We start from the raw sequence: 12,028 nt of genomic DNA on the forward strand, positions 1-12,028 counted from the left end.
GTTCTGTTCGGGAGTTCCTATCTGAATAGTGGAGGCCCCTCAGTGGACATCGATCTGAGCGTGCTGCGGCTCCTTGAGCGCGAGCGCGAAATTCCGTTCCAGGAGTTGGTCGCCATCATCGAGCAGGCGATCCTGACTGCCTACCTCAAGCACACGGATGCCGCGGAGCCCGTCGACGGGGCCATCCCGGCCCGCGTGCACCTCGACCGCAAGACCGGACACGTCTCGGTGTTCGTCACCGAGTACGACGAGGAGGGCCTCGTCGTCGGCGAAGCCGTCGATAGCCCCAGCGACTTCGGCCGTATCGCGGCGTTCGCCGCGAAGCAGGTCATCAACCAGCGGCTGCGCGATATCGCCGACGAACACGTGCTCGGCGAATTCAAGGGCCGCGAGGGCGACATCGTCGCGGGCGTCATCCAGCAGGGCCCGAATCCTCGAATGATCCATGTCGACCTCGGCACGATCGAGGCGATCCTTCCCCCCGAGGAGCAGGTTCCCGGCGAGGAGTACAAGCACGGGTCACGCATCCGCGTCTATGTCACCGCGGTCGGCCGCGGACTCAAGGGCCCCCAGATCACCGTGTCGCGCACGCATCCGTCGCTCGTCCGCAAACTCTTCGCTCTCGAGGTTCCGGAGATCGCGAGCGGCGTCGTCGAGATTGTGTCGCTCGCCCGCGAGGCGGGCCACCGCACCAAGATCGCCGTCAAGGCGAACGAGCCCGGCGTGAACGCCAAAGGCGCATGTATTGGCGAGATGGGGCAGCGCGTGCGCGCCGTCACTGCGGAGCTCAACAACGAGAAGATCGACATCGTCGACTACCACCCCAACCTGGCGACCTTTGTCGCCAACGCGCTGTCGCCGGCGAAGGTGACCTCCTCGTTCGTGATCGACGAGTCAACCAAGGCCGTTCGCGCCCTCGTGCCCGACTACCAGCTCTCCCTCGCGATCGGCAAGGAGGGCCAGAACGCCCGCCTCGCCGCCAAGCTGACGGGCGCGCGCATCGACATCCAGCCGGATAGCATTCTCGAGTCGTAACGTGTCGATGTGCGCGCGGTACGGAACGACGCGTCAGCGTCGGGCCGGCCGGACTAGTGTCGGGCATCCAGCCGGATAGCATTCTCGAGTCCTGAGAGCGCCCGGCGTAATTTAATCGGGTCAGGTGTACCATGAACAACGTAAGAACCTGCCTCGGCTGTCGTCAGCGGGCCTCCAAGACCTCCCTTCTGAGGCTGGTGGCGCATGACGGCGCGATAGTTATGGATCGCTCCATGACTCTTCCCGGCCGAGGTGCTTGGGTGCATCCCTCCATTGATTGCCTCGAAACGGCTCTGACGCGCAAGGCCATCGGCCGTTCGCTTCGGAATCCCGCGGTGACGATCGACGGGGACGCACTTCGACAGGAACTTCGCAATCACACCATCGGCGTCGGTGACGGCGCCCTAGAGAACAGGCTGAACGGCCCAGTGAACAACTAATGAGCAACGAATAATGAGCGGCTCGAAATGAGTCCCGTACTCGACTAACGGCTTTTTCCTGTCAGGGAGAAGGCCCCAGACAGGAGAATTGTGGCTAAACCACGCGTACACGAGATCGCCAGCGAACTCGGTATTGATAGCAAAAAGGCCCTTGAAAAACTCAAGGAAATGGGCGAGTTCGTCAAGGGACCGTCCTCCAGCATCGAACCCCCGGTAGCACGCAAGCTCCGCGCCGCACTCGCGGCGGACGGCATCACCGCTCCGGCCAAGCCGGCCGCCGCGCCCGTTGCCCCGGCGGCTCCGCGGCCCGCCGCGCCGACGCCCGGGCCCGTTGTCGTCGCAGAGCCCGCACCCCCGGCGGCGGCGGCACTGTCCGCGGATGCACCGGCGGCAGAGGCACCGTCGGCCCCCGCGCCGAGTGCACCTGCCACCGCCGCGCCCGCAGCAGAAGGTGCTCCGGCAGCGCCGCCCGAGGCGGCCGCAGAGAAGCCCGCAGACGGCGGCTCGAGCATTCCTCGTCCCGGCGCCCCGCGTCCGGGTAACAACCCCTTCGCGAGCGCGCAGGGTATGCAGCGTCCCGGCGCCCCGCGTCCGGGCAATAACCCCTACGCGAGCGCACAGGGGATGCAGTCTCGCGCCCCCTCGAGCTCGACCGGAATCCCGCGGCCCGCGGCTCCGCGTCCGGGCGCACCGCGTCCAGGCGGACCGGGCCAGGGTGCCCGTCCGGGCGGCTTCGGCCAGCGTCCCGCGGCCGCGGGCGGATTCCAGCGCCCCGGAGGTGCGGGCGGCGCCCGTCCCGCCGGCGGCGGATTCGCCCGACCCGGGGGCGGCGCTCCCGGCGGTGGCTTCAGCGCGCCTCGCCCCGGAGGAGGCGGCGGCCGCGGCCGTGGCCCCGGCGGCGGAACCGCTGGTGCGTTCGGTCGCGGTGGCGGCAAGAGCAAGGCCCGCAAGTCGAAGCGGACGAAGAGAGCCGAATTTGAACTGAGGGAAGCCCCGTCGCTTGGAGGGGTGAGCGTTCCCCGCGGTGACGGCACGACCGTCATCCGACTGCGCCGCGGAGCATCCATCACCGACTTCGCCGACAAGCTCGACACGAGCCCCGGCAACCTGGTGACCGTGCTGTTCCACCTCGGCCAGATGGCGACGGCTACCGAGTCTCTCGACGAGGCCACCTTCGACATCCTCGGCAACGAGCTCGGCTTCAAGATCCAGATGGTCTCCCCGGAGGATGAGGACCGCGAGCTTCTGCTCGGCTTCTCGCTCGACCTGGACCAGGAGCTCGAGGACGAGAACGACGAGGACCTCGAGATCCGCCCTCCCGTCGTCACCGTCATGGGTCACGTCGACCACGGAAAGACCAAGCTGCTCGACTCGATCCGGAACGCGAACGTTGTCGCCGGCGAGGCCGGTGGCATCACGCAGCACATTGGTGCGTACCAGATCGTCGCCGAGCACGATGGCATCGACCGCGCGATCACCTTCATCGACACCCCGGGCCACGAGGCGTTCACCGCCATGCGCGCCCGTGGTGCGCAGGTCACCGACATCGCGATCCTCGTGGTCGCGGCCGACGACGGAATCATGCCGCAGACGGTCGAGGCGCTCAACCACGCCCAGGCCGCGAACGTGCCGATCGTCGTCGCCGTGAACAAGGTCGACAAGCCGGGTGCGAACCCGGCCAAGGTGCGCCAGCAGCTCACCGAATTCGGGCTCGTCGCAGAGGAGTACGGAGGCGAGACGATGTTCATCGACGTCTCGGCGCTGAACGGAACCGGTGTCAAGGAGCTGCTCGACGCGGTCCTCCTCGTCGCCGACGCCGGCCTCGACATGCGCGCGAACCCGAACAAGGATGCGCGTGGAGTCGCGATCGAGGCGAAGCTCGACAAGGGACGCGGCGCGGTTGCGACAGTGCTCATCCAGTCGGGAACCCTCGAGATCGGAGACCCCATCGTCGCCGGAACCGCCTATGGGCGCGTTCGCGCGATGTTCGACGAGAACGGCGGGACCGTCCAGTTCGCGACACCGGCACGTCCGGTGGCCGTGCTCGGGCTGACCTCCGTGCCCCGTGCCGGTGACACGTTCCTGGTCACCGACGACGACCGCACCGCCCGCCAGATCGCTGAGAAGCGCGAGGCTGTGGAGCGCAACGCTCTTCTGGCCCGTAGCCGCAAGCGCATCAGCCTCGAGGACTTCACGAAGGCCCTCGAAGACGGCAAGGTCGACGCGCTCAACCTCATCATCAAGGGTGACGTGTCGGGTGCTGTCGAGGCACTCGAGGAGTCGCTGCTCAAGATCGACGTCGACGACTCGGTGCAGCTGCGCATCATCCACCGTGGTGTCGGTGCCGTCACCGAGAGCGACGTCAACCTCGCCACGGTCGATAACGCGATCATCCTCGGATTCAACGTCCGGCCCGACACGAAGGCGCGCGAGCGGGCCGCTCGTGAAGGCGTCGACGTGCGCTTCTACTCGGTCATCTACGCCGCTCTCGAAGACATCGAGAACTCGCTCAAGGGCATGCTCAAGCCCGAGTTCGAGGAGGTGCAGTCGGGTGTCGCCGAAATCCGCGAGGTGTTCCGTTCCTCCAAGTTCGGAAACGTCGCTGGTGTCATCGTCCGCTCCGGCACGATCACCCGCAACGCCAAGGCGCGGGTCATCCGCGATGGCGTCGTGGTGGGGGACAGCCTCGCGATCGAGTCGCTGCGCCGCTTCAAGGACGACGTCACGGAGGTTCGCACGGACTTCGAAGCCGGTATCGGCCTCGGCAAGTTCAACGACATCCAGATCGGCGACGAGATCGAGACGATCGAAATGAAGGAAAAGCCCCGCGACTAAGCGGGATATCGCGCACGCGCCGGATGCGGCGGGGCGCGCGGGAGACGGATCGCTCGAACACGAGGATCCGTATTCCGCCGCCCCGCCCGCCCGGATCGCGCCGGCAGCACCACCACTGAATGACACGAAGAACAAAGGAACACTGAAATGGCTGATCCGGCACGCGCCGCAAAGATGGCGGACCGCATCAAGGTGATCGTCGCCAAGACTCTGGAGCGTGGCATCAAGGATCCGCGCATCGGCTTCGTCACCATCACCGACGTGAAGGTGACGGGCGACCTGCAGCATGCCTCCGTGTTCTACACCGTCTACGGCTCCGAGGAGGAGCGCGCCGACTCGGCCGCCGCCCTCAAGTCGGCGACCGGGATGCTGCGCAGCGAGGTCGGCAAGAACCTCACGTCGCGCCTGACCCCCTCGCTGCAGTTCATCGCAGACGCGATCCCCGAGAATGCCAAGCACATCGAGGAGCTGCTCGCCGAGGCCACCAAGCGCGACCTTGAGGTCGAGACGCTCAAGAAGACCGCGAAGTACGCCGGCGACGAGGACCCGTATGTGAAGCCGCGCGTCATTGGCGAGGAGCTCGACGCCGAGGACGACCTCGACGACAACGACCTCGACGACACAGCCAAGGCCTGAACGTCGCGCGTGCGGTCAGTGTCCGGGTAGGGCGTAGCCCGCATCCGTCCGCACAGCCAGACCGTCGCTGAGCAGCCCGGCGATCGCGCGGGAGCGCTGGGTGCCGTCGGCCCAGACAGCGGTGAGCTCGCTTGCGGGAACGGGCACGTCCACAGCGCGCAGCTCCGCGAGGATCAGCCCGCGAACCTGGCGGTCGGAGCCCTCGAACCTCTTCTGCACCGGCTTGCGCGCGCCGAGGTAGACCGGATACCCCTCGGCACGCCAGGCGCAGGCATCCCGGATCGGGCACTCATCGCACTTGGGCGCGCGCGCGGTGCAGACGATCGCGCCGAGCTCCATCGCCGCGGCATTGAACACCCGTGCGTCGGTGAGCGTCACCGGCAGCAGTGCGTCCATCGCCGCGAGGTCGCGCCGGGTCGAGGGGGGTGCCGGCTCGCCCAGCCCGTCGACGGCCCGCGCGAGCACGCGGCGCACGTTGGTGTCGACGACCGGATGCCGGTGGCCGTAGGCGAAGACCGCGACCGCGCGTGCCGTGTACGGCCCGACCCCAGGCAGCGCGAGCAGCTGGTCGACATCCTCCGGCACGACTCCGCCGTGGAGCTCGGCGATCGCGACGGCGCATGCGTGCAGGTTGAGGGCGCGCCGAGGATAGCCCAGGCTCGCCCAGGCCCGAACTGCGTCACCGGGCGGCGCTGCGGCGAGGGCGCTCGGACTTGGCCAGCGCTCGAGCCACTCGGCCAGCCGGGGGATGACGCGCGCAACGGGTGTCTGCTGCAGCATGAACTCGCTCACGAGCGTCCCCCACGCAGTGAACCCCGGTCGGCGCCACGGCAGGTCGCGGGCGTTGGCGCGGAACCAGTCGCTGAGGTCCGGGGCGATGCTCACCCGTCCAATCTAGGACAGCTGGCGGGCCCCGGAGTTCAGCGGCGGGAGTCGCCGGCCGGCGGGCTGTCCTCGCCCACGGCGAGATCCGCCTCGTGCCCTCGGCGCGTCGGCGGCTCGGTCTCGGCATCCCTGTCCTGCTGGTGGACATCGTCCTGCTGGTACACGTCATTCTGCTGGTACACGTCGGGGATCCCGTCATGGTCGGCGTCGACGGCCTCCTCGGCCTCGATGCGGCGGTAGGTGCGGTTGCGCGCCCGCAGGATCACCGACGCGAGCAGGGCTGCGAGCACGGAGGCGAGCAGGATGCCCACCTTGGCATGATCGTTCGTGGTGCCGTCGGGTGTAAAGCTCAGGTCGGCGATGAGCAGTGACACCGTGAATCCAATGCCCGCGAGGATGGCGACGCCGATGAGGTCGATCCAGCGCAGTGAGGGGTCAAGACGAACCCTGCTGATCTTCGACATGAGCCAAGTGGTTCCGACGATTCCGATCGGCTTGCCGACGACGAGGCCGAGGATGATGCCGAGCGCGACCGGGTCGGTGACGGCGGAGACCAGCCCATCCCAGCCGCCAATGGTGACCCCAGCGGAGAAGAATGCGAACACGGGCACGGCGAAGCCGGCCGAGAGCGGGCGGAAGCGGTGCTCGAAGACCTCCGAGAGGCCCGGCCCGTTGGTGTCACCGCCGCCGGACCTGCGGTGCAAAACCGGCACAGTGAAGCCGAGCAGAACACCGGCGACGGTCGCGTGGATACCGCCCGCGTGCACGAGTGCCCAGACGACGAATCCGATGGGCAGGAGAACGAGCCAGGCGGCCGAGGCGCGGCGGTGGAAGAACAGGCGGTACTTCTGGGCGAGGAAGGCGTAGAGGGCGAACGGGATCAGAGCGAGCAGCAGGGGTGTCGACTGCACATCGTCGGAGTAGAAGATGGCAATGATGGTAATGGCGATAAGATCGTCGACCACCGCGAGCGTCAGAAGGAAGATGCGCAGTGCGCTCGGCAGGTGCGACCCGACGATCGCGAGCACCGCGACGGCGAACGCGATGTCGGTGGCGGTGGGGATCGCCCACCCGCGAAGTGTTTCGGGGCTGAAGATGTTGACGGCGGTGTAGATCAACGCGGGAACGGCGACCCCGCCGGCGGCGGCTGCGACGGGCACGATGGCACGGTTGAACGTGCGAAGGTCCCCGGCGACGAACTCCTTCTTGAGCTCTAGACCGATGAGGAAGAAGAAGATTGCCAGCAGGCCGTCGGCCGCCCAGGCTCCGAGACTCAACTCGAGGTGCCACGGTTCGTAGCCGATGCGGAAGTCCCTCAGCGCGAAGTAGCTGTCGGAGGCGGGGGAGTTCGCCCAGATGAGAGCGATCACAGCGGCAACGACGAGCAGGATGCCGCCGACGGTCTCCCGGCGGAGGACGGCGCCGATTCGGAGGGCTTCGCGGTAACTCCCGCGGGCCGGGATCGTGTTCTGCGGAGCGCTCGGGGGAGTGCTGGATGTCATGGATCTCCTGGGGGATTGGGGTACAACGACGAGAATGCCGACCAGACTTCCCAGCTCACCTTCGCGAGAGTCTACCGGCGATCGAACCCGTGCGGCGCTCGCTCCGGCTGGTCCTGAGCTGACTTATGCTTGCGCCCATGGCGAAATGGACACCCGCGCGAGCCGACACCCTCGAGGCTCTCGCACGCGAGATCCTGCACAACTACTCCCGCGGTCGCGCGCTCGTTGCCGTGGACGGTGTCGATGGGCAGGAGACCGCACGATTCGCGAACGACCTCGCGGACGCGTGCCGGGCGCTCGGCAGCCACGTCGTGCGCGCGTCGATAGAGGAGTTCCTTCGGCCGGCGTCGGAGCGGAGCGCGCGCGGGAGCGACTCGGCCGAGGTCCTCTACCGAGACTCGTTCGATTACGACGAGTTCCGCCGTGTGCTCGCGCATCCGTTCCGTTCCGGCGAGACCCGGGAGCAGGAGCAAACGGTCCCCGCAGACGCGATCCTCCTGGTGGATGGGGTATTCCTCAACCGGCCAGAGCTCGCGGGACTGTGGAGCTACTCGATTTGGCTGGACTCCGCGCCGGGGCTCGCCGCCGACAAGCTCTATGCGGCCGAGGCGCACCCGCGAGCCGCTGCGGTGGCGATCATCGACAATACCGACCCCGAGCATCCGCGCCGGGTTTTCGCTGACGCCTGCTAGCGCCGTCCCGAACGGCCAGTTCGCGCAAACACCTCGGCCGGGGCCAGGAATCTGCCTCTGGCCTCCACTTCGTGCACGAGGGCGACGAGTGCCGAGTTGACCGGCGCGGCGCGGCCCGCCGCCCGAGCGGCTTCGACGACCGCCCCATTGAGGTAGTCGACCTCGGTTCGCTGCCCGCGACGGATGCTCTGCAGGGTCGAACCGGGGTTGGGGACCGCGCCCATGCGCCGCGCAAAGAGGAGCGGCAGGAGCTGGGCGACCGCGAACGGCACCCGCCCGAAGGTGATCAGGATCGGGTGGGAGAGCCCCTGCAGCGGCGCGAACCGCACGCCGGTCGCGAGGGCGACCCGCACGGTCTCCTGCATGCCGTCGGTCATGATTCTCCGGAGGCCAGGGTCGGCGATGACGGCCTGGGCGCTCATCCCGGTGATGGCCGGGAGGGCGTTGATCTGGTTGACAACGAGCTTCGTCCAGAGTGCGCCGGCGAAATCGGGCGTCACGACCACGGGCAGAACATTTCCGAGAACGCTCTCGGCGAGAATAGCCGCGCCGCCGGCATCCGCCCCGAGATACACCGACCCGGTGGCCGTCACGGCGACATCGCCGGGGGACAGGTACGACGCGGCGAAGAGTGCGAGTGCCCCAACCACTCGTGCGCGCGGGTTCGCCGTGCTCGCGACCGACATCCCGCCCAGCCCGTTCTGCACGATGACGACGGGGATGCCGTCGAGCAGGTCTCCGGCGTCGCTCACCGCGGCCGCGGCGTCGTGGGCCTTCGTGGTGACGAACACGATGTCGGGAGCGCCCTGCAGTCGCTCCGACGCGGTCACGTGGGCGACATGCTCGCCCCACGCGCCGGAGAGCCGGATGCCGCGGTCGGCGATCGCCGCGAGGTGCTCGCCCCGTGCGGTGACCTCGACCTCGTGCCCGGCGCGGTGCAGCAGCGCGGCGATGGTTCCCCCGACGGCGCCCGCGCCGATCACCGCCACCTTCATGTCATCCAGCCTAGGGCGCGCGGGAGCCAGTCCGACTTCTCGTACGCTTAGTGGGTGACCCTTTCCCTCCGCGGCGGCCTGACGCGCACTCCGGCCGGCTCGTGAGCGGCACCAGCGGCATCCTGCTCGTCGACAAGCCCGCGGGCATCACGAGCCACGACGCGGTCTCCCGCACCCGCAAGCGCGCGGGAACGAAGAAGGTCGGCCACGCCGGCACCCTCGACCCGATGGCGACCGGCCTGCTCGTGCTCGGCATCAACAGTTCGACCAGGCTGCTCACCTATGTGGTCGGCCTCGACAAGGAGTATTTCGCCACGATTCGCCTCGGAGCGTCGACCGTGACCGACGACCGCGAGGGCGACCGGCTCGATCAGGCCACCACCGAGGACATCGATGCCATCAGGCCGCAGGCGATCGTCGCCGAGATCGCGAGGCTCACGGGCGACATCGAGCAGGTGCCGAGCACCGTGAGCGCGATCAAGGTCGACGGCAAGAGAGCCTACGCGCTCGTCCGGGCGGGGGAGAGTGTCGAGCTGCGTTCGCGCGCCGTGACAGTGTCGGCCTTCGAGCTCCTCGGCACGCGTCGCGTGGAAGTCCGGGCCGAGACCGAGGCCGAGACCGAGACCGAGACCGCGGCGAACACGGCGAACACGGCCACGGACACGGCAACGGACACGGCAACCGCCGCGGCAACCGCCGCGGGCCAGACTGCGGACCAGGCCGCGGGCGCCGCGACGATCAACCTCGACCTCGATGTGCGGGTCGAGTGCTCGTCCGGCACCTACATCCGCGCGCTGGCCCGCGATCTCGGCGCTGCACTGGGCGTCGGCGGTCACCTCACCGCGCTGCGCCGAACGCGCATCGGCCCCTTCCGGGTCGAGGATGCGGCGGACCTCGCAACGATGGTTGTCGCCGAGCACCTGGTCGCACCGGCGGATGTCGCGTCGGCGTTGTTCCCGACGATCGCGCTCGACGCGCAGCAGGTCATCGACCTGACCCACGGCAAGCGCATCCGGTTCGCCGACGCTGCGGATGCCGCGCCCGTCGCCGCGCTCGCGCCGGACGGGCGCCTTGTGGGGCTGCTGACGATCGACTCGGGCGTCGGCAAGCCGCTCGTGAACTTCCCGACCGACGAGGTGACGGCATGATCGAGTGGTTCACCTGGCTGCAGGTCGGGGTCGCCGTCGCCGCCGGTCTGCTCTGCCTGGGCCTGGGGCTCGCCGGTCGCGCTCCAGCCGATCTCACCCTGGGCGCGACGCTCCTCGTGGAGCTGCTGCTTCTCGCCCAGCTCGTGGTCTCGCTCACCGCTCCGCTCGTGGGCAACGTGCCGACGGGCAGCCTGCTCGAGTTCTACCTGTACCTCGTCTCGGCGATCATCCTGCCCCCTCTCGCGGGGCTGTGGGCCCTTGTCGAGCGCAACCGGTGGAGCACCGTCGTGCTCGGGGTCACCTGCCTGTCGATTGCCGTGATGCTGTACCGCATGAACGAAATCTGGTTCGTGCAGCTGGCCTGACGCCCGCCGCGCCCGGCGGGCGGACCCAGCCGATTGGCCTAATCTTGATGCTGATGGTTCAGACAGGTTCTCCCCGCACATCCGGCATCGGCCGGGTTCTCGTTGTCGTGTACGCGATCCTGGCCCTCGCCGCGACGGGGCGCTCGGTTTTCCAGATTCTGACGAAGTTCGACACCGCGCCGATCGCCTATGTGCTGTCCGCCGTCGCGGCGGTCGTCTACGTGGTCGCCACGATCGCCCTCGTCGCGCGTGGCCCCCGCTGGTATGCGATCGCGTGGGCAACGATCGGGTTCGAACTGTTCGGCGTGCTTGTCGTCGGAACCCTCAGCGTGGTCGACCCGGTGCTGTTCCCCGCTGATACGGTGTGGTCGTTCTTCGGCCGCGGCTACCTCTTCATCCCGCTCTTCCTCCCGGTGCTCGGTCTTCTCTGGCTGTATCAACGGCGCCCGTCGAAGCGGGAGCAGATCGAGGAGGGCGTCGCGGGCTCGCGACGCTAGACCATGCGATTCTTCGACTCCCTCAACTCCATTCCGGTCGGTTTCGGGCCCACAGCCGTGACCTTTGGCAAGTTCGACGGCATGCACGTCGGACACCGGCACGTGCTCGACGCGCTCCTCTCGGTCGCGCGCAAGCGCGCACTCGAGCCTGCGGCGATCACCTTCGACCGCAATCCGCTCAGCCTCCTCGCCCCCGAGCGCTGCCCCGAGGCGATCGCGAGCAACGACCAGAAGCGCGAACTGTTTGAGAGCACCGGGGTCGGCACCCTCGTGCAGCTGCCCTTTGACCCGGCGCTCAGCTCGATGACCGCGGAGGAGTTCGTGCGCCGGGTGCTCGTCGTCGCCCTCGATGCGCGGGTCGTGCTCGTCGGGCCCGGTACGCGCTTCGGCGCGGGAGGCACGGGAGACTTCGCGCTGCTCACCCGACTCGGCGCCGATCTCGGCTTCGACGTGCGGCAGCTCGAGCCGCGGCTCGACGACGGCGACGGCCGGGTCTCGTCCACTCGCATCCGGGAGCTTCTCGCCGCCGGCGACGTGGCGGAGGCCGGACGCCTGCTCGGGCGGCACCCCTCAGTGCGCTCCATGGTCGTGCACGGCCAGCAGCGCGGACGCGCGCTGGGCTACCCGACGGCGAACCTGTCGCCTCAGCTTGAGGGGTTCATTCCCGCGGACGGCGTCTATGCCGGACGCCTCACCGTCGACGGAGTGACGATGCCGGCCGCGATCTCGATCGGCAACAACCCGACGTTCGAGGGGGTGCCGGAGCGCCAGGTCGAGGCGCACGTGCTCGACGAAGACCTTGACCTGTACGACCGGATCGTCGAGGTCGAATTCGTCGAACACATCCGTGGAATGGCCAAGTTCGACTCGCTTGACGAGCTCATCGCCCAGATGGGCCAGGACACCCTCGACGTGCGCGGAGTGCTCGCCCGGGCGAACGCCGTCGGCTAGCAGCAACCGGCACCGCACGGGGCGGATGTCGGGACCGCGTCACAGCC

12 protein-coding genes are annotated in these 12,028 nt (G+C 68.4%); 9 read left to right on the top strand and 3 right to left on the bottom strand.

The window, feature by feature from the left end:
• Positions 1 to 42 precede the first annotated feature (42 nt).
• The 4 genes from nusA (at position 43) to rbfA (ending at position 4,946) form a co-directional block, all read left to right on the top strand.
• Positions 43 to 1,035 (top strand): transcription termination factor NusA, encoded by a 993-nt coding sequence (nusA, locus tag BHD05_RS08680; RefSeq protein ID WP_161886081.1) that lies wholly within the window; start codon positions 43 to 45, stop codon positions 1,033 to 1,035.
• Between the two features lie 131 nt (positions 1,036 to 1,166).
• Positions 1,167 to 1,475, top strand: a complete 309-nt coding sequence (locus tag BHD05_RS08685; RefSeq protein WP_161886082.1) for a YlxR family protein — start codon at positions 1,167 to 1,169, stop codon at positions 1,473 to 1,475.
• A 90-nt stretch (positions 1,476 to 1,565) separates the two neighbouring features.
• The gene (gene infB, locus BHD05_RS08690; RefSeq protein ID WP_161886083.1) at positions 1,566 to 4,310 is read left to right on the top strand and encodes a translation initiation factor IF-2; all 2,745 of its coding nucleotides are present in this window, start codon (positions 1,566 to 1,568) and stop codon (positions 4,308 to 4,310) included.
• 147 nt (positions 4,311 to 4,457) lie between these two features.
• Positions 4,458 to 4,946, top strand: coding sequence for a 30S ribosome-binding factor RbfA (gene rbfA / locus BHD05_RS08695; protein ID WP_161886084.1), 489 nt, complete (start codon positions 4,458 to 4,460; stop codon positions 4,944 to 4,946).
• A 15-nt stretch (positions 4,947 to 4,961) separates the two neighbouring features.
• On the opposite strand, the gene BHD05_RS08700 is transcribed toward rbfA, so the two are convergent.
• Positions 4,962 to 5,840, bottom strand: a complete 879-nt coding sequence (locus BHD05_RS08700) for an HhH-GPD family protein (protein ID WP_161887444.1) — start codon at positions 5,838 to 5,840, stop codon at positions 4,962 to 4,964.
• Between the two features lie 26 nt (positions 5,841 to 5,866).
• Positions 5,867 to 7,333, bottom strand: a complete 1,467-nt coding sequence (nhaA, locus tag BHD05_RS08705; protein ID WP_161886085.1) for a Na+/H+ antiporter NhaA — start codon at positions 7,331 to 7,333, stop codon at positions 5,867 to 5,869.
• A 137-nt stretch (positions 7,334 to 7,470) separates the two neighbouring features.
• On the opposite strand from nhaA, the gene BHD05_RS08710 reads away from it, so the two are divergent.
• Positions 7,471 to 8,025 (top strand): nucleoside/nucleotide kinase family protein, encoded by a 555-nt coding sequence (locus BHD05_RS08710; protein WP_161886086.1) that lies wholly within the window; start codon positions 7,471 to 7,473, stop codon positions 8,023 to 8,025.
• Here BHD05_RS08710 and BHD05_RS08715 read toward each other — a convergent pair.
• The gene (locus BHD05_RS08715) at positions 8,022 to 9,020 is read right to left on the bottom strand and encodes a ketopantoate reductase family protein (RefSeq protein ID WP_161886087.1); all 999 of its coding nucleotides are present in this window, start codon (positions 9,018 to 9,020) and stop codon (positions 8,022 to 8,024) included. The genes BHD05_RS08710 and BHD05_RS08715 overlap by 4 nt on opposite strands.
• A 101-nt stretch (positions 9,021 to 9,121) precedes the next feature.
• Between BHD05_RS08715 and truB the strand changes: the two genes are divergently transcribed.
• Genes truB through BHD05_RS08735 form a run of 4 tightly spaced genes read left to right on the top strand, consistent with a single transcriptional unit; the run spans position 9,122 to position 11,981 of the window.
• Complete coding sequence (gene truB, locus BHD05_RS08720; RefSeq protein WP_161886088.1) at positions 9,122 to 10,168, top strand: tRNA pseudouridine(55) synthase TruB; 1,047 nt, start codon at positions 9,122 to 9,124, stop codon at positions 10,166 to 10,168.
• Entirely contained in the window at positions 10,165 to 10,533 is a 369-nt protein-coding gene (locus BHD05_RS08725) for a hypothetical protein (RefSeq protein ID WP_161886089.1), read from the top strand. The genes truB and BHD05_RS08725 overlap by 4 nt, the downstream gene beginning before the upstream one ends.
• Positions 10,534 to 10,586: 53 nt before the next feature.
• Entirely contained in the window at positions 10,587 to 11,030 is a 444-nt protein-coding gene (locus BHD05_RS08730; protein WP_161886090.1) for a hypothetical protein, read from the top strand.
• A gap of 3 nt (positions 11,031 to 11,033) precedes the next feature.
• Entirely contained in the window at positions 11,034 to 11,981 is a 948-nt protein-coding gene (locus BHD05_RS08735) for a bifunctional riboflavin kinase/FAD synthetase (protein WP_161886091.1), read from the top strand.
• Positions 11,982 to 12,028 lie beyond the last annotated feature (47 nt).

Origin of the sequence: Marisediminicola antarctica (genome assembly GCF_009930795.1) — a bacterium.
In the GTDB taxonomy this organism is placed as follows: Bacteria; Actinomycetota; Actinomycetes; order Actinomycetales; family Microbacteriaceae; genus Marisediminicola; species Marisediminicola antarctica.